Source organism: Enterobacter cloacae complex sp. ESBL7 (genome assembly GCF_041679625.1).
GTDB lineage: Bacteria > Pseudomonadota > Gammaproteobacteria > Enterobacterales > Enterobacteriaceae > Enterobacter > Enterobacter asburiae_B.
This window is the reverse complement of sequence record NZ_JBGORN010000013.1, coordinates 61,515-86,027: the sequence shown is the minus strand read 5'-3', so window position 1 is coordinate 86,027 and position 24,513 is coordinate 61,515. Positions and strand designations below refer to the sequence as shown.

At 53.5% G+C, this 24,513-nt stretch carries 23 protein-coding genes; 12 read left to right on the top strand and 11 right to left on the bottom strand.

What is annotated here, in order from left to right; translation table 11 throughout:
* Positions 1 to 149: 149 nt before the first annotated feature.
* Positions 150 to 1,559, bottom strand: coding sequence for a glutamate--ammonia ligase (gene glnA / locus ACERY3_RS23355; RefSeq protein ID WP_023309763.1), 1,410 nt, complete (start codon positions 1,557 to 1,559; stop codon positions 150 to 152).
* A 378-nt stretch (positions 1,560 to 1,937) separates the two neighbouring features.
* Between glnA and typA the strand changes: the two genes are divergently transcribed.
* Complete coding sequence (gene typA, locus ACERY3_RS23350; RefSeq protein WP_023333895.1) at positions 1,938 to 3,761, top strand: ribosome-dependent GTPase TypA; 1,824 nt, start codon at positions 1,938 to 1,940, stop codon at positions 3,759 to 3,761.
* 155 nt (positions 3,762 to 3,916) lie between these two features.
* On the opposite strand, the gene ACERY3_RS23345 is transcribed toward typA, so the two are convergent.
* The 4 genes from ACERY3_RS23345 to ACERY3_RS23330 all read right to left on the bottom strand — a co-directional run bounded on the left by ACERY3_RS23345 (position 3,917) and on the right by ACERY3_RS23330 (position 8,433).
* A complete protein-coding gene (locus ACERY3_RS23345; RefSeq protein WP_058841942.1) occupies positions 3,917 to 6,034 on the bottom strand; it encodes a peptidase domain-containing ABC transporter in 2,118 nt (705 codons plus the stop codon).
* Entirely contained in the window at positions 6,027 to 7,301 is a 1,275-nt protein-coding gene (locus tag ACERY3_RS23340) for an HlyD family secretion protein (protein WP_058841943.1), read from the bottom strand. The genes ACERY3_RS23345 and ACERY3_RS23340 overlap by 8 nt, the downstream gene beginning before the upstream one ends.
* A 68-nt stretch (positions 7,302 to 7,369) precedes the next feature.
* Positions 7,370 to 7,654 (bottom strand): hypothetical protein, encoded by a 285-nt coding sequence (locus ACERY3_RS23335; RefSeq protein ID WP_023309759.1) that lies wholly within the window; start codon positions 7,652 to 7,654, stop codon positions 7,370 to 7,372.
* A 2-nt stretch (positions 7,655 to 7,656) separates the two neighbouring features.
* Complete coding sequence (locus ACERY3_RS23330; protein ID WP_058841944.1) at positions 7,657 to 8,433, bottom strand: hypothetical protein; 777 nt, start codon at positions 8,431 to 8,433, stop codon at positions 7,657 to 7,659.
* Between the two features lie 406 nt (positions 8,434 to 8,839).
* Between ACERY3_RS23330 and yihX the strand changes: the two genes are divergently transcribed.
* From yihX to nadS, 6 genes are all read left to right on the top strand, one after another.
* A complete protein-coding gene (yihX, locus tag ACERY3_RS23325) occupies positions 8,840 to 9,439 on the top strand; it encodes a glucose-1-phosphatase (protein ID WP_039264189.1) in 600 nt (199 codons plus the stop codon).
* On the top strand, positions 9,433 to 10,314 hold the full coding sequence (locus tag ACERY3_RS23320; RefSeq protein ID WP_033146965.1) for a virulence factor BrkB family protein: 882 nt from the start codon (positions 9,433 to 9,435) through the stop codon (positions 10,312 to 10,314). Before yihX ends, ACERY3_RS23320 begins: the two co-directional genes overlap by 7 nt.
* Positions 10,311 to 10,748: a D-aminoacyl-tRNA deacylase gene (gene dtd, locus ACERY3_RS23315; protein WP_008501836.1), complete on the top strand. Its 438-nt coding sequence runs from the start codon at positions 10,311 to 10,313 to the stop codon at positions 10,746 to 10,748. Before ACERY3_RS23320 ends, dtd begins: the two co-directional genes overlap by 4 nt.
* Before the next feature lie 44 nt (positions 10,749 to 10,792).
* The gene (fabY, locus tag ACERY3_RS23310) at positions 10,793 to 11,734 is read left to right on the top strand and encodes a fatty acid biosynthesis protein FabY (RefSeq protein ID WP_039264191.1); all 942 of its coding nucleotides are present in this window, start codon (positions 10,793 to 10,795) and stop codon (positions 11,732 to 11,734) included.
* Between the two features lie 148 nt (positions 11,735 to 11,882).
* Complete coding sequence (locus ACERY3_RS23305; RefSeq protein WP_045888501.1) at positions 11,883 to 12,194, top strand: hypothetical protein; 312 nt, start codon at positions 11,883 to 11,885, stop codon at positions 12,192 to 12,194.
* On the top strand, positions 12,195 to 12,485 hold the full coding sequence (gene nadS / locus ACERY3_RS23300; RefSeq protein ID WP_045888502.1) for a NadS family protein: 291 nt from the start codon (positions 12,195 to 12,197) through the stop codon (positions 12,483 to 12,485).
* A 40-nt stretch (positions 12,486 to 12,525) separates the two neighbouring features.
* Here nadS and fdhE read toward each other — a convergent pair whose 3' ends face one another.
* From fdhE to fdnG, 4 genes are read right to left on the bottom strand one after another with little or no spacing between them, the layout of a single operon-like run.
* Positions 12,526 to 13,455 (bottom strand): formate dehydrogenase accessory protein FdhE, encoded by a 930-nt coding sequence (fdhE, locus tag ACERY3_RS23295; RefSeq protein ID WP_058841945.1) that lies wholly within the window; start codon positions 13,453 to 13,455, stop codon positions 12,526 to 12,528.
* Positions 13,452 to 14,087 carry a formate dehydrogenase cytochrome b556 subunit gene (fdoI, locus tag ACERY3_RS23290; RefSeq protein ID WP_010436852.1) on the bottom strand — a complete coding sequence of 212 codons (636 nt, stop codon included), beginning with the start codon at positions 14,085 to 14,087 and terminating at the stop codon, positions 13,452 to 13,454. The genes fdhE and fdoI overlap by 4 nt, the downstream gene beginning before the upstream one ends.
* Positions 14,084 to 14,986: a formate dehydrogenase subunit beta gene (fdxH, locus tag ACERY3_RS23285; RefSeq protein ID WP_008501831.1), complete on the bottom strand. Its 903-nt coding sequence runs from the start codon at positions 14,984 to 14,986 to the stop codon at positions 14,084 to 14,086. The genes fdoI and fdxH overlap by 4 nt, the downstream gene beginning before the upstream one ends.
* A 12-nt stretch (positions 14,987 to 14,998) precedes the next feature.
* Positions 14,999 to 18,049, bottom strand: a complete 3,051-nt coding sequence (fdnG, locus tag ACERY3_RS23280; protein WP_087822910.1) for a formate dehydrogenase-N subunit alpha — start codon at positions 18,047 to 18,049, stop codon at positions 14,999 to 15,001.
* 373 nt (positions 18,050 to 18,422) lie between these two features.
* Here fdnG and fdhD point away from each other — a divergent pair, with 373 nt between their 5' ends.
* Positions 18,423 to 19,259: a formate dehydrogenase accessory sulfurtransferase FdhD gene (gene fdhD, locus ACERY3_RS23275; RefSeq protein WP_320711365.1), complete on the top strand. Its 837-nt coding sequence runs from the start codon at positions 18,423 to 18,425 to the stop codon at positions 19,257 to 19,259.
* 114 nt (positions 19,260 to 19,373) lie between these two features.
* The gene (locus ACERY3_RS23270; RefSeq protein ID WP_033146958.1) at positions 19,374 to 19,586 is read left to right on the top strand and encodes a DUF1471 domain-containing protein; all 213 of its coding nucleotides are present in this window, start codon (positions 19,374 to 19,376) and stop codon (positions 19,584 to 19,586) included.
* 40 nt (positions 19,587 to 19,626) lie between these two features.
* Here ACERY3_RS23270 and ACERY3_RS23265 read toward each other — a convergent pair whose 3' ends face one another.
* Both ACERY3_RS23265 and ACERY3_RS23260 read right to left on the bottom strand, forming a co-directional pair.
* Entirely contained in the window at positions 19,627 to 19,950 is a 324-nt protein-coding gene (locus ACERY3_RS23265; protein ID WP_033146957.1) for an AzlD domain-containing protein, read from the bottom strand.
* Positions 19,950 to 20,609, bottom strand: coding sequence for an AzlC family ABC transporter permease (locus ACERY3_RS23260; RefSeq protein WP_373226581.1), 660 nt, complete (start codon positions 20,607 to 20,609; stop codon positions 19,950 to 19,952). Before ACERY3_RS23260 ends, ACERY3_RS23265 begins: the two co-directional genes overlap by 1 nt.
* 103 nt (positions 20,610 to 20,712) lie before the next feature.
* Between ACERY3_RS23260 and ACERY3_RS23255 the strand changes: the two genes are divergently transcribed.
* The 3 genes from ACERY3_RS23255 to ACERY3_RS23245 all read left to right on the top strand — a co-directional run bounded on the left by ACERY3_RS23255 (position 20,713) and on the right by ACERY3_RS23245 (position 24,502).
* The gene (locus ACERY3_RS23255) at positions 20,713 to 21,261 is read left to right on the top strand and encodes a helix-turn-helix domain-containing protein (protein ID WP_033146956.1); all 549 of its coding nucleotides are present in this window, start codon (positions 20,713 to 20,715) and stop codon (positions 21,259 to 21,261) included.
* A 17-nt stretch (positions 21,262 to 21,278) separates the two neighbouring features.
* Entirely contained in the window at positions 21,279 to 22,274 is a 996-nt protein-coding gene (locus tag ACERY3_RS23250; protein ID WP_373226580.1) for a LacI family DNA-binding transcriptional regulator, read from the top strand.
* A 104-nt stretch (positions 22,275 to 22,378) separates the two neighbouring features.
* Positions 22,379 to 24,502, top strand: coding sequence for an alpha-galactosidase (locus tag ACERY3_RS23245; RefSeq protein WP_373226579.1), 2,124 nt, complete (start codon positions 22,379 to 22,381; stop codon positions 24,500 to 24,502).
* The last annotated feature ends 11 nt before the right edge of the window (positions 24,503 to 24,513 follow it).

Here is a 24,513-nt window from a genome sequence, read left to right as displayed (position 1 = left end):
TGCACTAATTTAGTGCAGTATAGCGTTTTCGGCGTAAAAAGCGCGTGAGATCAGGTTGTTGGTGGAGAAAAAAGCCCATCCGGAGATGGGCTAAAAGTTTCCACGGCAACTACCCCCGGCGCTTATCACGCCGGGTAAAACAACTTTTATTAAACGCTGTAGTACAGCTCGAACTCAACCGGGTGTGGCGTCATACGCACGCGGTCGTTCTCTTCCATACGCAGGGCGATGTAAGCATCGATAGCGTCGTCAGTGAATACGCCACCTGCAGTCAGGAACTCGCGGTCTGCGTCCAGCGCCTGCAGGGCTTCTTCCAGAGAGCCAGCAACCTGTGGGATCTCTTTCGCTTCTTCTGGCGGCAGGTCGTACAGGTTTTTGTCCATCGCTTCGCCCGGGTGGATCTTGTTCTTGATACCGTCCAGACCGGCCATCAGCAGTGCTGCGAAGCACAGGTATGGGTTAGCCGCTGGGTCCGGGAAGCGAACTTCGATACGACGTGCTTTAGGAGAAGCCACCACCGGAATACGGATAGAAGCAGAACGGTTACGTGCAGAGTAGGCCAGCATCACTGGCGCTTCGTAGCCCGGGACCAGACGCTTGTAGGAGTTCGTGGTTGGGTTCGCCAGGGCGTTGATCGCTTTAGCGTGTTTGATAACACCACCGATGTAATACAGCGCCTGCTCGGACAGACCGGCATATTTGTCGCCAGAGAACAGGTTGGTACCGTTCTTGGACAGAGACATGTGGCAGTGCATACCGGAACCGTTATCGCCAAACATTGGTTTTGGCATGAAGGTCGCGGTTTTACCGAAACGGTGCGCAACGTTGTGCACAACGTATTTGTAGATCTGAATTTCGTCCGCTTTTTTGGTCATGGTGTTGAAGCGGGTTGCCACTTCGTTCTGACCAGCAGTCGCCACTTCGTGGTGGTGAGCTTCAACAACCAGGCCCATCTCTTCCATCACCAGACACATGGTGGAACGGATGTCCTGTGCAGAGTCGACCGGAGGAACCGGGAAGTAACCGCCTTTCACGCCAGGACGGTGACCTTTGTTACCGCCTTCGTATTTAGTGGAGGAGTTCCATGCACCTTCGATGTCGTCGATAGCCACGTGGGAGCCAGAAATAGAGGCACCGAAGCGGATGTCATCGAACAGGAAGAATTCTGGCTCTGGCCCGAACAGAACGGTGTCTGCGATGCCGGTAGAACGCAGGTACTCTTCAGCGCGTTTCGCGATAGAACGTGGGTCGCGGTCGTAGCCCTGCAGCGTGCCTGGCTCGAGGATGTCGCAACGGATGATCAGGGTTGGTTCTTCGAAGAACGGATCAATGACCGCCGTGGTCGCGTCTGGCATCAGAACCATGTCGGATTCGTTAATGCCTTTCCAGCCACCAATGGAGGAGCCGTCAAACATTTTGCCTTCTTCAAAGAATTCGGCGTTCACCTGATGAGCAGGGATTGTGACGTGCTGTTCTTTACCTTTGGTATCGGTGAAGCGCAGATCAACAAACTTCACTTCATGTTCGTTCAGCATCGTCAAAACGTGTTCAGCGGACATACTTAACTCTCCAGATTGGTCATTGTCGTCGTGGTAACGAGGTCTTCAATTTCTGTTTGTACTGGCTGGTGCCATGTATTTTTTATAAAGCGAAATCTGTGCCAACTTTTAAATCACCCCAAAAAGGCGTTATCATGCGCACCATAGTGCAAAAGGGCTGCACCACAATGGATTTGTTGCACCAGTATAGTGCTTCAATGTGAACATTGAGCACCATATTGGTGCAATTTACGTTAAAGTGCCCTTTTACCGCTCCGTGAAAGCGATCACAAAGCATCTCTGCAATACTTGTTTGCGGGGGATGTTTGTGATCCTGTTTTGTAGTGCGATTAATCCGTGTACAATAACGCGCTATTTCTAAATGCCTGAGGCAAAGTTGTGATCGAAAATTTGCGTAACATCGCCATCATCGCGCACGTAGACCATGGTAAAACTACCCTGGTTGACAAGCTGCTGCAGCAATCCGGTACGTTTGATGCGCGTGCCGAAACCCAAGAACGCGTGATGGACTCCAACGATTTGGAGAAAGAGCGTGGGATTACCATCCTCGCGAAAAACACCGCGATTAAATGGAATGACTACCGTATCAACATCGTTGATACCCCAGGGCACGCCGACTTCGGTGGTGAAGTTGAACGTGTAATGTCCATGGTAGACTCCGTTCTGCTGGTCGTTGACGCAATGGATGGCCCAATGCCACAGACGCGCTTCGTGACCAAAAAAGCTTTTGCCCATGGTCTGAAGCCAATCGTTGTTATCAACAAAGTTGACCGCCCTGGCGCGCGTCCTGACTGGGTTGTTGACCAGGTCTTCGACCTGTTCGTTAACCTCGACGCGACCGACGAGCAGCTGGACTTCCCTATCGTTTACGCATCTGCGCTGAACGGTATCGCAGGTCTGGACCACGAAGACATGGCTGAAGACATGACCCCGCTGTATCAGGCGATTGTTGACCGTGTTCCTGCGCCAAACGTCGATCTCGACGGCACCCTGCAGATGCAGATCTCTCAGCTCGACTACAACAACTACGTTGGCGTAATCGGCATTGGTCGTATCAAGCGCGGTAAAGTGAAGCCTAACCAGCAGGTTACTATCATCGATAGCGAAGGCAAAACCCGTAACGGTAAAGTCGGTAAAGTACTGACTCACCTGGGTCTTGAGCGTATCGAGAGTGACGTTGCGGAAGCGGGCGACATCATCGCTATCACCGGTCTGGGTGAACTGAACATCTCCGACACCATCTGCGATCCGCAGAACGTCGAAGCGCTGCCAGCCCTGTCCGTTGATGAACCAACCGTATCCATGTTCTTCAACGTCAACACCTCTCCGTTCTGTGGTAAAGAAGGTAAATTCGTTACCTCTCGTCAGATCCTTGACCGCCTGAACAAAGAGCTGGTGCACAACGTTGCGCTGCGCGTTGAAGAAACCCAGGATGCCGATGCATTCCGCGTTTCTGGTCGTGGTGAGCTGCACCTGTCTGTTCTGATTGAGAACATGCGTCGTGAAGGTTTCGAAATGGCGGTTTCCCGTCCGAAAGTAATCTTCCGCGAGATCGACGGCCGTAAACAAGAGCCGTTCGAAAACGTAACGCTGGACGTTGAAGAGCAGCACCAGGGTTCTGTGATGCAGGCTCTGGGTGAGCGTAAAGGCGACCTGAAAAACATGAATCCAGATGGCAAAGGCCGCGTACGTCTCGACTACGTGATCCCAAGCCGTGGTCTGATCGGCTTCCGTTCTGAGTTCATGACCATGACCTCCGGTACCGGTCTGCTGTACTCCACCTTCAGCCACTACGACGACGTGCGTCCGGGCGAAGTGGGCCAGCGTAACAACGGCGTGCTGATCTCCAACGGTCAGGGTAAAGCGGTTGCGTTTGCGCTGTTCGGTCTGCAGGATCGCGGCAAGCTGTTCCTGGGTCACGGTGCTGAAGTTTACGAAGGCCAGATCATCGGTATTCACAGTCGTTCTAACGACCTGACCGTAAACTGCCTGACCGGTAAGAAACTGACCAACATGCGTGCGTCCGGTACTGACGAAGCAACGGTTCTGGTTCCACCGATCAAGATGACTCTGGAGCAGGCTCTGGAATTCATCGATGATGACGAACTGGTAGAAGTGACTCCACAGTCAATTCGTATCCGTAAACGTCACCTGACCGAGAACGATCGTAAACGTGCTATGCGCGGTGCGAAAGAAGAGTAATACGGTCAATCCGTAGGCCGGGTAAGCGTGAGCGCCACCCGGCAACTAAAAAGCCGCTGATCTCTCAGCGGCTTTTTTATTCGATGATCGCCAGAATTCTTCATTACCTGGGGCGTTATGTCCCGAAGCTATCTCTTTCCTGTGAAATTCACGGATTAGGGTAACTCTGCTCCATTTATCACGAACACCCGATCTGCCGATGCAATCGTGGTTTCGCGATGCGCGATAATAATCCTGGTGATGTTCATCTCCTGTATGGACTGATTGACCTCACTTTCACTGGTTTTATCAAGGTGGCTGGTCGCCTCGTCCATGAATAAAATACCCGGTTTGCGGTATAATGCCCGGGCAATATAAATCCGCTGTTTTTGACCCCCGGACAACCCTTCCCCAAGTTCACCAATCAGTGTCTCGTAACCCATTGGTAGCTTTAAAATGTCATTATGAATATGGCTTGCGATGGCGCATTGCACCAACCACTGCTCGTCAATGTCAGGCCGAAAACCGGCGATATTCTCTTTGATAGAGCCTGAAAACAACTTATCTTCCTGCATGATACAGGCAATGCGTTCAGCATAATGCTCAAAACCAAGTTGCTTAATATCAATGCCATTAATTCGGACGCAGCCGTTCGACGGTTCGAATAAACCGCACAACACTTTCATCAAGGTGCTTTTACCTGCACCCGATACGCCCGTAATAGCAATACTCTCCCCGGCATGAATGGTCAGATTCAGTTGGCTGAATATAGGGTCCGCATGGTTATCATAACGGTAGGTCAAATCCTGAGTTTCGAGCGTTAAGGCTCCGTGTGGTAAACGCAGCGGGCTGGTGGCCGTTGAAGAAGATGCTTCCTGCAGCGCAATATCGGCAACGCGTTCATTATGTAAGTTGATGAGCTTCAGCTGAATGATAAAGTTGATCAGGGCATTTATTCGGTCATAGAACTGACTCCTGAAGGTATTAAACGCGATAAACATACCGATGGTTAAATGACTATCCATCATCAGCCTGCCGCTAACCCACAGGATAACAATTTGATCGCAGGCGGCGATAAAAGAGACGACACCACCAAAGAAGAGATCCATTCGCGTCAAACGAATGCCGGTATTGACCTTATCTGAAAAAAGATTAAACCAGTTATTGATTCTCAGGTCAGTCATCCCCTGAATCTTAATCGTCGCGATACCGTACAGGGTTTCCATAAAATAAGAATTAAGACGTGCTTCCTTGATTAACTCTTCTTCGGATAACTGGCGATAGTATCGATAGGTAGCAAACCGAATGAAGGTGTATATTGCGGTAAAAGAGACCACTATCATGCTGAGCTGAAGGTTGTATAAAAACATCATTACCAGCAAACCCATGAGCATTAGCGTATCAATAATGCTACCAGTTAAACCTGTGGTAAAAGTGGCCCGTATAACATCAAGCGAGTGGAAACGAGACTGAATATCCCCCAGTTTGCGTCTTTCAAAATAGGTGGTTGGTAGCTTAATAAGGTGAGAAAAAAGGCTAAAACTCCACTGGACGTCGATGAGTGTACCCAGTATCAGCGTGGTCCAGGAGCGAATGATACTGACCGTCAAACGTAACAGAATCAGAATAAACAGCCCAAGACAGATGATATTAAGTAAACCGTAATCTCCGGATGCAATGACATGATCCGTGACTAATTGTGTTCCCACAGGCAACAGCAGGCTGATCAACTCAATCACCAGCGATAAGAAAAATATCTTCGCCAGTGATGTCATCAGTCCGTTGATATTCTTTAATAACGTGGAGGCTTTTAACCTGTTTTGCTTCTTTTGAACTGAGAAAGTGGTTCCCGGCCATACCTCAAGCACAACACCAGTAAAATGTTGGGACAATTCAGGAATGCTAATCACCCGTCGTCCAAACGCAGGGTCGTGGATCACCGCGCTGTTCTTATCGACCTTAATCAGTACGACAAAATGGTTAAAATCCCAATGCAATATGCAGGGCTTACGCACGGCATGTAATTCATGAAGGCCCACGGACAATGCGCGTGACGACATCTCCAGTTCACTGGCAATTGCTTTTATCGCATGAAGGTTGACCCCACGTGATGACAAATTGAATTGTTGCCGGAGTTGCAGTAGATCGACCTGCTTGCCATAAAAACTGCATATCATTGAAAGACAGGCCAGGCCACATTCAGACGCTTCAGTTTGAAAGACAACTGGGATGCGTTTAAATATCCTCAAATCCAACTTGTGCAGCAGCGTCTCAAGTGTATAAAGTTTATTCATTACCCGCGTCCGTTACGCTCATTTTCATTTCGTAAAATGGCGATAATAACCACTCATAGATATGTCTCTTTTCAAGGAAAAGAGAAATCTGCGCTTTGGCTCCCTGGCTCAGTGAGAGTTGTTTTCCATGAACTTGCACAGACTGTAGGTCAGGTTTGATCATGATTTTGTACCAGGACTTTTTATCGTCGTAGAATTCGTGTGCGATGGTCTGTTTTGACAGGAGTTCTGGCTTCGATGCCGGAAGCCTGGATATTGCTGATATTGATGCCCTGAACTGACCAAATTTTTCATAAGGAAAGGCGTCGTAACTGACATTAACGCGCTGGCCAATCGCCAGATAAGGAAGAACTTCATCGGGAACCCAGGTTTCGAGATAGCATGGTGAATGGATATTCTGCTGAACTCGCGCCAGTACATCGCCTGCGCCGATCATCTTACCTTGCGCCGTATTGATGGAGTCGATTAAGCCATCGGCTGTTGCCTCGATGACATAATTACCTTCCGCTTCTGTATTTAACTTTTCTTTTTCCAGCTCGTATTTTTGTTGCTCAAGCTGGTAAATCTGATGGTCATAATCGGCGCCCTGGGACTGGATCTGCTGATTGAGCGTATCGACCTGAACCTGGTCTTGTGATTTTCTGGCGACCAGGTCAGAAACATTGCTCTGCTGTTGATAGAGTAGTGCGTTTTGACTGCTCATCTGGTCTTTGGTGACCAGACCTTTTTCCTGATAACCACGGTAATCGTTAACGTTCTTCTCAATCTGATGCAGTTCCCGCTCAGCCTGCACCAGTAGCCCAGATGAGGTATTAAAACTGGACTGATAATGATCTTTTTGAGTCGTCAGCGCGTTGAGAGTACGTTTTTTCGAAGAGTTCAAATTTGCCATCATTACGCTGATACTCTTTATCTGTAGCGCGATCTCCTTTTTTTTATTCTCATCAACCAGGCCTGATTGCGTCGATACACCCGAATGAATGAGAAAGAGAGCATCACCTTTTTTTACGCGATCGCCTTCATTAACAAAACTCTGCACGACTGTACCCTGCATTGATGCAGAGATATTCACTGAGCCAGGGAAAGTGGTTATTTCACCGTGAACGATGACGCGACGGGTGTAGGAACCTTTGGTAATAAAAATAGAAATGGAAGCAATAAAAAAAATGCTGAGCAATATGATAAGAGCAAAAGGGATGCCCGGCAGAAGAACAGCTTTCCCTTCCCACCGTGTACTCTGATATTCAATAGCTTCCTTGCGAAACATATCTGGCCTCATGCGGGGTGGAAATAGCCGCCAAATATCAGCGGCTATGAGTTATAATGGTTCAGGAATTAATGTCTACCGTGATCATTACCCTGGCGGCCACCGCCACTTTTCGAACCACCATTACCTTTTGATGAACCACCGCTTTTACCACCAACGTTAACCGAGCAACCACCGCTAAAGGATGTGCTTTCAGAGTGAGAACCATCTTTGTTAGTGGTGCTGGTGTGAGAATAGCTGCCATTACAACCAGCGCTACCACCACCGAACATCCCACCAATCGCACTACCGATAGAACCCCACATTCCTGCACCGCTGACGTTACTTAATTCACTTTCATTGAGTTCACGCATTATTAATTTTCCTTGCAATAGTGAGCAAAAGGTATACCCATAATATCCATAGACTTTTTCCATACCATTTCACCATCCGTGAATGAAATGTTTTTTACGCCAAAACGCGTAAAATCCTTTTCGCTGTACGTCGACAGACCTGTGTCTGGATCACCAATATTTTCTTTTTGCCCGCAAAGTGGCATCATCCATGACACATTTATATCTTTGTAGAATGCTTTATCCGTTTTTCTTATTTCTGAGAAAATGCGATCTGTTATCGTTGTGTCTGTATTGATTTCTCCGTTAACCGTAGTTGTTAACTTATTGTCATCAGAATTAGGCGACCCATGGAAACCAATAATGGAACCATAGTTGATGATTTTGTTTTTTGCCGCTGGGAAAAGATAGTTAGCACAGGAAGAAAGGCATAATCGCCTGACCTCAATGTTAATTTCTTTATCATGAATAACTTGTGCTATTTTTATTGCAGTTTCGACATCGCCGCCACCACTGTTTATCGATATCGTTCTGACAGGGATAAGGTTTTTTCTGATAAGCCCCACAATGATTTTGTCATCATCTTTGGATATGTTTCCGTCGATATATAACGTATCAAAAACGAGGTGGGTTGAAAGTTTTGGTTCAAGCCCTTGCTTCACAATCAGTTGGCTAGAGAGTTGATATAAAATATCTCTGCTGGCTTTTTTAAATCGGTAGGCATTGTATGAATAAATAGCGAAAGCGCAGAGTAAAGCTATTAAAACGGCACTGAGGACGTATCCCTTTTTAATCTTCACGAAAGTGCAGCTCCATGTGTAAAGTAATGTAAACTTAGCATTATAAAAAAGAAGATAAATAGAGTATTTGTATCTAAATGTAAATTTAAGTAAAGTGAACTTGTTGCAATTTCTCGCAAAGCCGCGAGAAATGGGATTGCCATGGCAAAAACTGGGGGAATATGGTGATGAGAAAAAGTTTATGGAAGCGTTTTTCTATAATTTTTTGCAAAATGAACTAAAAAGTATATCTTCGCAAAAACGCACTTAAATAAAACCCATCCCAGCCTATCGCCCGAAAGCCAATATCATCTTCCTGGGCTAAATTTTTGTTCTTCATACTGCTCCCTCTCAGCTGAATCTCGTGCATAGCCAAACTTTATCTTTCCCGCTACAGTTACCTCTCCACGGCGAGCAGGAGATAACCATGCTTTATATCTTTGATTTAGGAAACGTAATCGTCGATATCGATTTTAATCGCGTGCTGGGTGCATGGAGCGACTTTAGCCGCGTTCCGCTGGCGACACTGAAGCAGAATTTCGCGATGGGCGAGACCTTCCATCAGCATGAACGCGGCGAGATCGGTGATGAAGAATTCGCTGAACGTTTCTGCCAGGAGATGGACCTACCGTTAAGCTACGAGCAGTTTTCTCACGGCTGGCAGGCAGTATTTGTCGCCATCCGGCCTGAAGCGATCGACATCATGCATAAGCTCCGCAAGCAGGGCCATCGGGTCGTTGTGCTGTCAAATACCAACCGTCTGCACACCACGTTCTGGCCTGAGGAATACCCTGAAGTTAAGGCGGCGGCCGATAAGATCTATCTTTCGCAAGAGATGGGGATGCGTAAGCCTGAAGCGCGAATTTATCAGGCTGTTCTCCAGTCGGAAGGATTCACCGCGGCCGATGCGGTCTTTTTTGACGACAACGCCGATAATATAGAGGGAGCTAACCAGTTGGGTATAACGTCAATTCTGGTGACCGGAAAAGAGACGATACCAAACTACTTTGCGAAGCAGCTATGCTAAAAACCGTTCATCAAAAAGCCACGCATCATACTCGCCCCCTGAGGGCCTGGCTGAAACTGCTCTGGCACCGTATTGATGAGGACAACATGACCACGCTGGCGGGTAACCTCGCCTACGTGTCGTTGCTCTCATTAGTGCCGCTGGTGGCGGTCATCTTTGCCCTGTTTTCCGCCTTTCCGATGTTTGCGGACGTCAGCCTGCAGCTTCGCCATTTTGTCTTCGCGAATTTCATTCCTGCAACAGGGGATGTCATCCAGAACTACATTGAGCAGTTTGTTGCCAATTCCAGCAAGATGACGGCAGTGGGGGCGTGCGGTCTTATCGTTACCGCGCTGCTGTTGATGTACGCCATTGATAATGCGCTGAACACGATCTGGCGGAGTAAAAAAGCGCGGCCAAAGGTCTATTCCTTTGCCGTGTACTGGATGATTCTCACGCTGGGGCCGCTGCTGGCCGGGGCGAGCCTGGCGATCAGTTCGTATCTTCTCTCCTTGCGCTGGGCGAGTGATTTAAACGGCGTAATTGATAATGCGCTTCGCATCTTCCCGTTAATCCTGTCGTGGCTCTCGTTCTGGCTGCTCTATAGCGTCGTGCCGACCACGCGCGTACCTAACCGCGATGCGGTTGTGGGAGCGCTGGTGGCGGCGTTGCTTTTTGAGCTCGGTAAAAAAGGGTTTGCCCTCTACATCACCATGTTTCCGTCCTATCAGCTGATTTACGGCGTGCTGGCGGTGATCCCCATTTTGTTTGTCTGGGTCTACTGGACCTGGTGTATCGTCTTGCTTGGTGCCGAAATAACTGTCACTCTCGGTGTGTACCGCGAACTTAAAAAAGCAGCAGAAGCTGAAAAACAATTAGAAGCAGACCAACCATGATTGCATTGATACAGCGCGTAACCCGTGCCAGCGTCACCGTGGAGGGAGAGGTGACGGGTGAAATTGGCCCAGGACTTTTGGTGTTGTTAGGTGTCGAAAAGGATGACGACGAACAAAAAGCCAACCGCTTGTGTGAGCGCGTGCTGGGCTACCGTATTTTCAGCGATGCGGAAGGCAAGATGAACCTGAACGTCCAGCAGGCGGGCGGCAGCGTGCTGGTGGTTTCCCAGTTTACGCTGGCTGCGGATACCGAGCGCGGCATGCGCCCGAGCTTCTCCAAAGGTGCCGCGCCGGATCGTGCAGAAGCACTTTACGAGTACTTTGTTGAGCGTTGTCGCCAGCAGGAAATGAATACGCAAACTGGACGATTCGCTGCAGATATGCAGGTTTCGCTGGTGAACGATGGCCCCGTCACATTCTGGCTCCAGGTATGAGCCAACTGGCGGCGTGGCCGCGGGTAACAAGAGAGAGTACAGCTATGTATCACCTTCGAGTACCGCAAACGGAAGAAGAGTTAGACGCTTATTACCAGTTCCGCTGGGAAATGCTGCGCAAGCCACTGCATCAGCCAAAAGGATCTGAACGCGACGCCTGGGATGCGATGGCCCACCATCAGATGGTGATGGACGAAGAGGGTAACCTCGTCGCCGTCGGGCGCCTGTATATCAACGCCGATAACGAAGCGTCGATTCGCTTTATGGCGGTTCATCCCTCCGTTCAGGACAAAGGTCTGGGAACGCTAATGGCGATGACCCTTGAGTCCGTCGCCCGTCAGGAAGGTGTTAAGCGCGTTACCTGTAGTGCCCGAGAAGATGCCGTAGATTTTTTCGCCAAGCTCGGCTTTGTGAATCAGGGGGAAATCACGACCCCACAAACCACGCCGATTCGTCATTTTTTGATGATCAAACCCATCGCCACGCTGGATGATATTCTTCATCGCGCCGACTGGTGTGGACAGCTGCAGCAGGCCTGGTATCAGCACATTCCGCTCAGCGAAAAAATGGGCGTGCGCATTCAGCAGTACACCGGACAAAAATTTATTACCACCATGCCGGAAACCGGCAATCAAAACCCGCACCACACTCTGTTTGCCGGAAGTCTTTTCTCACTTGCCACGCTCACCGGCTGGGGGCTCATCTGGCTGATGCTTCGCGAGCGCCATCTGGGCGGCACCATCATTCTTGCTGATGCTCACATTCGCTATAGCGCACCGATAAGCGGCAAGCCGAGCGCCGTGGCCGATCTGGGGTCACTGGGCGGCGATCTGGACCGCCTGGCGCGCGGCCGCAAAGCCCGCGTACAAATGCAGGTTGAACTGTTTGGCGATAAAACACCGGGTGCGGTGTTTGAAGGCACCTACATTGTTCTTCCAGCGAAGCCCTTCGGCGCGTATGAAGAGGGTGGGAACGAGGAGGAGTAACGGTCATCTGGAAAGTGGCTCGCAAATACACAACGTAGCAGGAAGTACCATTCGCTTTATTCAGCGTATCCGTTTAACGTAATCGGCCAGGGGTACGTCATTGACGTACATTGGGCATTTGTTACCATAAGCCAATGGCGTATGATTAATGCTATTCATTGAAACGGATATTTTCACAGAAGACGTCAAAACGTTACTGGATGACGACGAATATCATAGGTTCCAGGTATTCCTGGCTACGCAACCGGAGTTCGGCGATCTTATCCAGAATACGGGAGGCCTGCGAAAGATTCGCTGGCTTGCTGGCGGTAAGGGGAAGCGTGGTGGAGTCAGAGTCATCTATTTTCATCGTACGCGTGAGTATGAAATTAGACTGCTGCTCATCTACCGCAAAGGAATCAAAGATGACCTTTCTGCAAGTGAGAAAGCCATTCTGAAAAAGATGATTGAGAGGTGGTAAATGGATAAGGCGCTATTTGAGCGATTAACCAAAAGCATGGCGCAAATGAACGAAATTGCCGAGGGCAAACGTGAGCCATCGCGCACCTTTCAAATCGACGCGATAAAAATTAAAGAAATTCGTCAGGCGTCCGGGCTATCGCAGCGTAAATTCGCGAATTTAATTTCTGTTAGTGTCGATACACTGCGTAACTGGGAACAAGGCAGGCGCTCACCTACAGGTCCGGCTAAAGCGCTGCTGCGGGCTATTGCCAACGATCCTCAACATGTTATCCCTGCACTTTCGCAGTAATTAGCCCGGCAGCAAAGAGGCTGACCGGGCTAAATGGGAATTACTCCCCTTCACCCGGGAACAGGAACGGGTTGATCGAGCTGCGGGCAAAGCCCTCCTGCTCCATCTTCGCGTCCAGAATCAGCGAGGCGAGATCGTCGGCCACGGCTTCGACTTTCGGGTCTTTTTCCTGATACAGAATCTTCAGGTAGGTCCCGCAGTCGCCGCAGCTTTCGGCTTTCACTGCCGCTTCTTCATTTTCCAGCGACCAGTAATTCAGATCGCGGGTCTGCTCGCAGTTGCTGCACTTGATGCGCACCACGTGCCACTCGGTTTCACACAGGTTGCAGTGCAGGTAGCGCAGCCCCTGAGTGGTGCCGATTTGCACCATGCTGGAGACCGGCATGGAGCCGCAGACCGGGCAGAACTGGCGCGCCTCGCCGTATTCGGCGCGGGCTTTACCGGGGATCAGGCTTGCCATTTGCGCCCAGTAGAGCGACAGCGCAGCCCAGATAAACGGCGCTTTATCGCTGCTCACCAGAGCGAAGTCGGAGGCAAACAGCGCGCTCGCCATCTCTTCCAGCTCCAGGTCAGAGGCTTTTTCCAGATTCTCAATGACCGCCAGCGCGGTGCCGCTCATCTCCGGCTTCAGCTCGGCAATGAGCGAATGCAGCAGCTTTTGCCAGTGCTTGTCGCGCGGCAGGACGTGAATGTCCAGCGGCGGCTTGCCCTGCGCGTTGGCTTCTTTGATGTGCGCGGTCAGATCCATTTGCAGCGGGTGGTCGTACAGCACCACTTCCTGCGCGTGGGCAACCAGCGCGGCAAAGCGCAGAAAATCGCCCAGCGGGTTGTTCTCTGCCAGCTCGCGCAGACGCTCTGCGCGGCGGTTGTAGAGGTTCTTGAGTCTGGGGAATAACAACGGCGGAATATAATCCGCCGTGCGTTTCTCGCTCGACCCCAGCTCATCTTGCGGGATTATGCGAATACTCATTCAGATGACTTTTCCTGTTTCTGGCGGACTTCACGGTACCAGCGTGGGTGATGTTTCTTCGCCCACGTACTGGTTACCCATCCTTCCACCATCGCGGTAATGGTGCCTTTCACCCAGAGGGCGGCGTAGATATGCACCATGATAACCACAATTAACGCCACTGCGGCAAATGAATGCAGCATCAGCGCGAATCGGATCACCGGGATTGAGAAAGCAGGCGCAAAGTACGGACGCCAGATGATCACGCCGCTCACCAGCAACAGGACCAGGAAGATAATCGCCGCCCAGAATACGCATTTCTGGCCGAAGTTATAACGCCCGGTATCACCCACTTCCTCGTTGACGACGATCTTACGAATATTCTTCGCCCAAAAGATATCATCCCGATTGATTAGGTTATGGTGCCAGTAGCGGAAAAACATGATGATAAACGAGGCAAACATCACCACACCTACGAACGGGTGAAGGATGCGCGCCAGCTGTGGCGTACCCAGTACCTGCATCAGCCAGTTGAAGGACGGGAAGAAGAACCCCAGCCCGCTTATCGCCGCCAGCATGAAGCAGAAGGCGGTGACCCAGTGGTTGATGCGTTCCGGCGCGGTGTAGCGCACGATGGTGTCACGTTTTCTCATTTGCGCACCTCGTCTTTCTCTTCATGCAGGTTGTCGTCTTCCTCTTCCGCGCGGTTCGGACCAACGCCGACGTAGTGGAAGATGCTCGCTGCGAAGGTGGCAGCAAAACCGACCGCTGCCAGCGGTTTCCAGATGCCTTTCCAGAACTTCACGGTGGCGCTGATTTCCGGGTTCTCCGGCAGGCCGTGATACAGGTTCGGCTTGTCGGCGTGGTGCAACACGTACATCACGTGCGTACCGCCAACTCCGGCCGGATCGTACAGGCCCGCGTTGTCGTAACCACGGGTTTTCAGCTCGCCCACGCGCTCTGCCGCCAGCGTTTTCATATCCTCTTTGGAGCCAAAGTGGATTGCGCCGGTTGGGCAGGTCTTCACGCACGCTGGCTCCTGGCCGACGGTGACGCGGTCTACGCACAGCGTGCATTTGTAGACGCGGTTGTCTTCCGGGTTCAGGCGCGGTACGTCGAACGGGCAGCCCGCGATGCAGTAGCCGCAGCCGATGCACTGTTCGGACTGGAAGTCGACGATACCGTTGGCATACTGAATGATAGCCCCTTCTGACGGACATGCCTTCAGGCAGCCCGGATCCGCACAGTGCATACAGCCGTCTTTGCGGATAAGCCATTCCAGTTTGTCGTTCTGCTCAACTTCCGAGAAACGCATCACCGTCCATGACTTGGCGGTCAGGTCCGCCGGGTTGTCATACACCCCGACGTTATGACCCACTTCGTCACGCAGGTCGTTCCACTCAGAACACGCCACCTGACAGGCTTTGCAGCCGATACAGGTGGTCACGTCGATAAGCTTCGCCACTTCCTGCTGGTGGTCCCGCGCCTGAGGCGCGGGCGTGAAACCGTTAGTCGCGGAACGACGGATAATGTCTTGAGATTGATAAGCCATAAGTCGTCTCCGTTACACCTTTTCCACGTTCACGAGGAAGGCCTTAAACTCCGGCGTCTGCGTGTTCGCATCGCCGACGAACGGCGTCAGGGTATTCGCAATGAACCCTTTCTTCGCCACGCCCTCATAGCCCCAGTGGATCGGAATACCGATGGTATCCACCTGCTGACCGTGAACGTTCAGCGTGCGAATACGCTTGGTCACCACCGCCTTGGCCTTGATATAGCCGCGATTAGAGGAGACCTTCACGGTATCGCCATGGGCAATGCCGAGCTTGCCCGCCAGCTTCTCGCCGATCTCCACAAACTGTTCCGGCTGCGCGATGGCGTTAAGCAGCGCGTGCTTGGTCCAGTAGTGGAAGTGCTCGGTCAGACGGTAGGTGGTGCCCACGTACGGGAACTTGTCCTTTTTACCCAGCGCTTCGAAATCGCCCTTAAAGATACGGGCTGCCGGGTTAGAGACCACGTTCGGGTGCAGCGGGTTGGTACCCAGCGGCGTCTCAAACGGCTCGTAGTGTTCCGGGAACGGACCTTCCGCCATCTTATCGATAGCAAACAGACGTCCCATCCCTTCAGGCTGCATGATAAACGGCCCAACGTCGCTGCCCGGTGCGGCAGTGCTGTAGTCCGGAATATCCACGCCGCCCCATTTCGCGCCGTCCCACTTCAGAAGCTGACGCTTCGGATCCCACGGGTTGCCCTGCGGGTCAGCGGATGCGCGGTTATAAAGGATGCGGCGGTTGAGCGGCCACGCCCATGCCCAGCCCAGCGTATTGCCGAGGCCCGACGGGTCGGCGTTATCGCGGTTGGCCATCTGGTTGCCCTTCGGCGTCCAGCTACCGGCAAAGATCCAGCAGCCGCTTGACGTGGTACCGTCATCGCGCAGGTGTGCGAAGGTGCTGAGCTGATCGCCTTTCTTCGCCAGCACGGTACCGGTGGCCGGGTCGATAACATCCGCCAGCGCCTTACCGTTGCTCTCCATCGCCACTTCTTCCGGCGCTGGGTTTTCCGGCGTCGAGTAGTTCCAGCTCATATTAAGCACCGGTTCCGGGTTCGCGCCGCCTTCTTCCGCATACATCTTACGCAGGCGTAAGAAGATGCCGGCCAGGATCTCGCCGTCGTTCATGGCGATGCCCGGGGCGTCCGCGCCTTTCCAGTGCCACTGCAGCCAGCGTCCGGAGTTGACGATAGAACCGTTCTCTTCCGCGAAGCAGGTCGACGGCAGACGGAACACTTCGGTCTGGATCTTCGACGGATCGACGTCGTTCGATTCACCGTGGTTCTGCCAGAAGGTTGAGGTCTCGGTATTGAGCGGGTCAATCGTCACCAGGAATTTCAGCTTCGACAGAGACTCAACAACCTTGTTCTTGTTCGGGAACGAGGCAACCGGGTTAAAGCCCTGGCACAGATAGCCGTTCACTTTGCCCTGGTGCATCATCTCGAAATACTGCAGAACGTCGTAACCTTTGTCCCACTTCGGCAGCCAGTCAAAGCCCCAGCTGTTTTCAGCCGTCGCTTTATCGCCGAAGAAGGCTTTCATCATCGAGACGAAGAACTTCGGATAGTTGCCCCAGTAGTTTACCTGGCCTTCGAGCAGCGGTTTAGGCGTGCTGGCAGTCAGGTAGGTTTGCAGATCGGTCTGTTTCTCGCTTGGCAGGTTCATGTAACCCGGCAGGCTTTGAGACAGCAGGCCGAGGTCGGTCAGACCCTGAATGTTGGAGTGACCGCGCAGGGCGTTGACGCCGCCGCCTGCCATTCCCATGTTGCCGAGCAGGAGCTGAACCATTGCCATGGTACGGATGTTCTGCGCGCCGATGGAGTGCTGCGTCCAGCCGAGGGCGTACAGGAACGACGCGGTTTTATCTTTCGCGCTGGTTTCGGCGATAAGCTCGCACACCTTCAGGAAGTCAGCCTTCGGCGTACCGCAGATGTTTTCGACAACCTCCGGCGTGTAGCGGGAAACGTGCTCTTTCAGCAGGTTCCACACGCAGCGCGGGTGTTGCAGGGTGGTGTCGCGCTTCGCAAAGCCTTTTTCATCCAGCTCGTAGTTCCAGCTGGTTTTATCGTATTTGCGTTTTTCGGCGTCGTAACCGCTGAACAGGCCATCTTCGAAGTGGTAATCCTCACGCACGATCAGGCTGGCGTTGGTATAAGCTTCGGTGTATTCGCGGTTATATTTTTCGTTGGTCATCAGGTACAGCAATACGCCTGACAGGAAAGTGATGTCAGTACCTGAACGAATTGGGGTGTAGAAATCCGCCACTGACGCAGTACGCGTAAAGCGGGGATCGATCACAATCAGTTTCGCACCGTTGTGGATTTTGGCTTCCATCGCCCAGCGGAACCCGACAGGGTGCGCTTCAGCGGCGTTACCGCCCATCACCACAATGAGGTTGGCGTTCTTGATGTCGACCCAGTGGTTGGTCATCGCACCGCGACCAAATGTTGGAGCAAGACTTGCTACCGTTGGTCCGTGTCAGACACGCGCCTGGTTGTCGACCGCGAGCATACCGAGTGCGCGCGTAAATTTCTGGGTTAAATAACCGGTTTCGTTGCTGGAAGCAGAGGCACACAGCATCCCGGTGGAGAGCCAGCGGTTGACCGTGACGCCGTCGGCGTTCTTCTCAACAAAGTTGGCATCGCGGTCTTCTTTAATGTGTTTTGCGATGCGGTCAAACGCCTCTTCCCAGCTGATTTGCTGCCATTTATCGGAGCCAGGCGCGCGATATTCAGGGAACTTGAGGCGGCTTTCGGAGTGGATAAAGTCCACCAGACCGGCCCCTTTCGGGCACAATGCGCCGCGGTTGACCGGATGATCCGGGTCGCCTTCGATATGGAAAATAGACGCTTTGGCGTTTTTAGCACCGTCGCCGAGGCTATACATCAACAGCCCGCAACCGACAGAGCAGTACGTACAGGTATTACGGGTTTCACGGGTGCGCAGCAGTTTATACTGCCGCGTTTCCGCCAGCGCTACGCCGGGCGCAAAGCCCAGTGCCGCTGCCGTGGTGCCTGCCATACCGCCAGCGCAGATCTTAAAGAACTGCCTTCTGCTGACCTGCATGGGTCACTCCTTGTTTCGACATTGCTTACATATGTAGTTTTAACTTCGCAGTTGAGAATTGACCGCAAAGGAGAAAAATTTGCGTTAATCCCTCAATTCCACGAGGGATATCATCAGAATACCACAATGTCGGTACAGCTGTTCTAATGGCGTTAATACAAAGTGAACGTATTATCACCCTGTTGACTATAAAGTGTGATATTAATCACATTATTAACCCCGCATGTTAAAGGGGTGTAGCATGCGTTTTGTTGTACCTCTCACAAGTGAGTAGGTAAACTTGATGCTGAAAAGTTGATCCATACTATGCGTAAGCCCTGTTGTTTGTGATGCAATAGCAGGCTCACCTCCGTGGTTGTTCAGGAATACCGCTGTGTCTAAACAAAACCGTGCTCCCCACTCGTCACCCCTGCCTGCGGGCATTGTGGAACTGTCGGTACACAGACCGCCCCACATTACCCATGCCACGCCGGATTTTCTGGCGGAAGAGGTGCCCGTTGCGCTCGTTTACAACGGTATCTCCCATGTGGTGATGATGGCTTCGCCGAAAGATCTCGAGCTGTTCGCCATCGGTTTTTCCCTTTCGGAAGGCATCATTGACCATCCGCAGGAGATCTACGGCATGGACGTGGTGCAGGCTTGCAACGGCCTTGAAGTGCAAATCGAACTCTCCAGCCGCCGCTTTATGGGGCTGAAAGAGCGCCGCCGCGCGCTGGCCGGGCGTACCGGCTGCGGCGTGTGTGGCGTTGAGCAACTTAATGATATTGGCAAACCCGTTGCGCCACTGCCGTTTACTCAGACCTTTAATCTGGCTCACCTCGACCATGCGCTCGAGCACCTGAACGATGTACAGCCCATCGGCCAGCTGAGCGGCTGCACGCACGCGGCGGCATGGGTGTTGCCGTCGGGCGATATTGCCGGGGGCCACGAGGACGTGGGCCGCCACGTGGCGCTGGACAAGCTGCTCGGTCGCCGTGCGCGTGAAAGTGATGTCTGGAGGCAGGGGGCGGCACTCGTTTCCAGCCGCGCCAGCTATGAGATGGTGCAAAAATCGGCGATGTGCGGTGTGGAAATTCTCTTCGCGGTGTCGGCGGCGACCACGCTGGCGGTGGAGGTGGCGGAGCGCTGCAACCTGACGCTGGTGGGCTTCTGCAAGCCGGGAAGGGCGACCGTTTATACCCATCCGCAGCGATTAATAGTTAATCAATAATTTTGAATGATAATAGCAAATCCTTCCGCTTTTAGTTGTTCGTGATGAGGTCTAGTATTTATCTCATCAAGGCACGGTGCCTTACCTAAACAACTTAATGAAAGGGTTTATATAATGAAAAGCATCAAAACTTTTGTCGCTGTAATCGCTCTGGCTACTTCTTTCGGTTCTTTCGCTGCACAGACCGTGACTGCAACCGCCTCTACCATTGATGGCGCAGAAGCTAAAATCGCGGCTCAGGCTCAGGATGCTGGCGCATCATCTTACAAAATTACCCAGGCGTTCTCAGGTAACCGCGTACACATGACTGCTGAACTGACTAAATAAGCTGTCACACCGTCGAAAGAGCGCCCCCGGGGCGCTTTTTTTAGTTTATGCCCGCCACGCGCAGCAGCGCGGTTACCACTGCCGCCGCCACGATCACCACAATTAACGGCATTTTCCGCCAGGCCAGAAATACCGCAAACGCCACGCCCAGCACGCGCGCCATTCCGGCAAAGTGGTCACCTTCATAAAACGTGGTCGCCAGCGCCACGGAAAACAGCAATACCGTTGCCGCATCTGACAGCAGCGCCTGTGAACGCTCTGACAATGCCAGCCTGCTGCCCAGTTTCGCCCCGCCAAGACGCATCAGATACGTTCCCGCAGACAAAATGGCGATACCGAGAATAAAAAACGTCATATTTCCCATTATTTTTTCCTCGCAGCGAGACCCAGTAAGGAGAGCAGCACCGGTAATCCCACCGGGGCAAACGGCACGGCGGCCAGTGACAGCGCGGCGCCGCTGCAGGCGCGGATCAGCGTGGTACGGTTTTTAAACGCGGGAACCACCAGCGCCAGCAATATGGCCGGGAATACCGCATCCAGGCCAATGGTTTCCGGGTCCGGTAGCAGCTTGCCGACCATGGCACCCAGCAGGGCCCCCAGCGGCCAGACAATCGCCACGCCTAAACCACATAGCCAGTACGCCGCTTTGCGCTGTTCGGGCGTTTTTTGCGACAGGCCAAACACCACGCTTTCGTCATTCATGATGTGGCAGCCCAACAGGCTCAGGCCGCGTTTGCCGACCAGCTCACGCACCGTCACGCCAAACGGCACGTGCCGCGCGTTGACCAGTAACCCCGCGGCTGCGGCCGCCAGCGGGTTACCGCCGCTTGCCACGATGCCAATAAACATAAACTCTGACGCGCCCGCGAGTACGGTGATGGAGAGTACAAACGGTACCCAGACCGGGAAACCGTAGGCCATCGCCAGGGAGCCGTATGACATCCCGACCACGCCGACCGCGAGGCAGACCAGGATGATTGCTTTTATGGTGTCGCCATTCAGGCAAGAGAGATGATGCTTCATACATTTTTAGCCATATCGAACGGGTATCCATTATAATGAACGCAACAGAAGTGTTTTTCAAGATGAACGATTCGTTCGATTTAAAGAACAAAGAGGCCGTTTTATGACGCAGCCAATCAGCGTAATCGCAAAAAGCCTGGTGCGAGAACGCCTGCGAACCGGGCTTTCACTGGCGGAAATCGCTCGCCGTGCCGGGATCGCAAAATCCACGCTTTCTCAGCTTGAATCAGGCAACGGTAACCCGAGCCTCGAAACGCTGTGGTCGCTTTGCGTGGCGCTGGATATTCCTTTCGCCCGCCTGCTTGAACCACAGCAGCCTACCACTCAGGTGATCCGTCGTGGTGAAGGTACGAAGGTCGTTGCCGGACAGGCCAACTACGAGGCGATACTGCTGGCAGCATGTCCGCCGGGCGCGCGACGCGACGTATACCTCCTGCTTACCCAGCCGGGCGCAGACCGCATTTCCCAGCCGCATCCGCCGGGGTCCGTTGAACACATTATTGTGACGCAGGGGCGCGCGTTAGTCGGCCTGATCGACGCGGCGGAAGAACTCGGCCCGGGAGATTACATCTGTTATCCCGCCGATCTGCCGCATATTTTTAAGGCGCTGGAGCCGGATACGCACGCGCTGCTGGTGGCGGAACAAAACTAACAGAGATACGGAAACTCATGTCGCTTAAAGCCATTGCTAAAGAACTGGGGCTGTCAGTCACCACCGTCAGCCGCGCCCTCAACGGATATGACGACGTCTCCGCCGAGACGCGCGCACGCGTGGAAGCGGAGGCTCAGCGCCGTGGTTACCGACCGAACACCTTCGCCCGTCGCCTGAAGATGGGCAAAATTGACGCCGTCGGGCTGGTGTTTCCCGTACATCCTGTTCCGCTCAATAACAGCGTATTTATGGACATGGTCGGCGAAATTAGCCATGAACTGGCGCGACATGAGATCGACTTATTGCTCATCGCCGACGACGATCTGGCGGATAAGCACAGCTATATGCGCATGGTGCAAAGCCGACGCGTCGACGCGCTGATCGTGGCGCACACGCTGGATCACGATCCGCGTCTTGTGCAGCTTCAGGCCGCCGGTTTTCCTTTCCTGGCGCTTGGGCGCAGCCACCTCCCGCAGCCGTATGCGTGGTTTGACTTCGACAACTATGCCGGTACCTGGCAGGCGACCCGCTGGCTGATCGAGAAAGGCCATAAGCGTATCGCGCTACTTGGCGAAAGCAACAATCAGGCATTTATCACCCAGCGCCGTCAGGGTTATCTCGACGCCCTGCGGGAAGCCGGGCTTTCCAGCGAATGGCTGCGCGCCATGCCGCCTTCGCGCCGCGTCGGGTATGCCACCACGAAAGAACTGCTTGCCCTGCCGCAGCCGCCAACGGCCATCATCACCGACTGCAACACCCACGGCGACGGCGCGGCGATGGCGCTGGCGCAGCTGGGGCGTTTATCCGGTGACAACGCCGTCTCGCTGGTGGTCTATGATGGCCTGCCGCAGGACAGCATCGTTGATATTGAGGTGGCGTCGGTGATCCAGTCCACCCGCCAGGGCGTCGGGAAACAGATTGCCAATATGGTGCGTCAGCTGATTAACGGCGAAGATATTGAACAGCTTCAGGTGCTCTGGCAGCCTGAATTCTCTCCGGGCCAGACGGCCTAAATACCGCAAAATTTTAAACCCGATCACAGAACCGAAACGTTTTGGTTTGTATCCGAAACGTTTCGGATCAACACTCAGATCATCCCGATGACAGGAGATGTCTGATGCAAGATCCCGTTTTACGACTCGAAACCACGACGGTAGACGTGGTGATCAAAACCCATCCGTTCGCCGAAATTATCTACTGGGGGCCTCACCTTCAGCACTTTTCGCCGCAGGATGTTGCTACGCTCGCGCGTCCTGTTGCCAACGGCAGGCTTGACGTCGACTCCCCGGTCACGCTGATGGCCGAGCTGGGGCATGGTCTGTTTGGTTCGCCTGGCATTGAGGGTCATCGCCAGGGGCTGGACGGTTCCCCGGTGTTCAAAACCACGCAGGTGCAGCAGGACGTAAACACCCTGACGATTACCGCCGAAGATGAGCATGCGGGACTGCGCCTGACCAGCGAGCTGGCGCTGGATGCCAGCGGCGTGCTGGTGGTTCGTCACGGTTTAACGAACCTGAAAGCGATCCCCTGGCAGGTTGACCGTTTCGCCGTCACGCTGCCGGTGGCCGAGCGCGCGCAGGAGGTAATGGCCTTCCACGGACGCTGGATCAGGGAGTTTCAGCCGCACCGCGTTAAGCTTGAACACGACAGCTTCGTGATTGAAAATCGTCGGGGTAAAACCTCCCACGAGCACTTCCCGGCGCTGATTGCCGGTACGCCGTCGTTCAGCGAAATGCAGGGCGACGTCTGGGGCGTGCATCTGGGCTGGAGCGGTAATCACCGCCTGCGCGCGGAAGCGAAAACCGACGGTCGTCGCTATCTTCAGGCCGAAGCGCTCTACCTGCCGGGTGAAATGGCGGTTGAGGAGGGCGATACGCTCTGGACGCCGCGCCTGTACGCCAGCTACTCCACGCAGGGCCTGAACGGCATGAGCCAGCCGTTCCATCGCTACCTGCGCAACAACGTCATCCGCTTCCCGGAAAACAAACCGCGCCCGGTGCACCTCAATACCTGGGAAGGGATCTACTTCAACCACGATCCGGACTACATTAAGCGCATGGCCGACGAGGCTGCCGCGCTGGGCGTGGAGCGTTTCATCATTGATGACGGCTGGTTCAAAGGCCGTAACGACGACCATGCCGCGCTGGGCGACTGGTATCTGGACGAGAAAAAATACCCGAACGGCCTGACGCCGGTGATCGACCACGTCAAACGGCTCGGCATGGAGTTTGGCATCTGGGTTGAGCCGGAGATGATCAACCCGGATTCAGATTTGTACCGTGCGCATCCTGACTGGGTACTGGCGCTGCCGGGCTATCCCCGGGCGACCGGACGACACCAGCTGGTGCTCAATCTCAGCATCCCGGAGGCCTTTGATTACCTGGTAGAGCGCATGAGCTGGCTGCTGGGCGAGCATGCGGTCGACTACGTGAAGTGGGACATGAACCGCGAGCTGGTGCAGCCTGGACACAACGGTAAAGCCGCCGCCGACGCTCAGACCCGTCAGTTTTACCGCCTGCTGGACGTGCTGGGCGAGCGCTTCCCGCATATTGAGTTTGAATCCTGCTCCTCCGGCGGCGGGCGCATTGATTATGAGGTACTGACCCGCAGCCACCGCTTCTGGGCGTCCGACAACAACGACGCGCTGGAGCGCAGCACCATCCAGCGCGGCATGAGCTACTTCTTCCCGCCGGAGGTAATGGGCGCGCATATCGGTCATCATCAATGCCACGCCACCTTCCGCCAGCATAGTATCCAGTTTCGCGGGCTGACGGCTCTGTTTGGCCATATGGGGCTGGAGCTGGATCCGCTCACCGTGGACGCACAGGAGCGCGAAGGCTATCGCCATTACGCCGCGCTGCACAAGCAGTGGCGGGAGGTCATTCATCGCGGCACCCAGTGGCGAATTGATATGCCGGACGCCACCACGCTGGCGCAGGGTATTGTGAGCGAAGACAAGGCGCAGGGGCTGTTTATGGTCAGCCAGCTCGCGATGCCGGACTACAGCCTGATGATGCCGCTGCGCATGGCGGGGCTGGAGTCCAGCGCGCGGTACCGCGTCACGCTGCTCGATCACCCGAATATTCAGATTACGGGCGAGGGAGGGCACACCATGCGCAAGCTGCCGGCGTGGATGGAAACGCCGCAAACGGTGAGCGGCGAGTGGCTGATGCAGGCGGGCATTGCGCTGCCGATTCTGGATCCGGAAACCGCCATTCTGATTGGCGTTGAACGCGTGTAAGGGTGACGGGC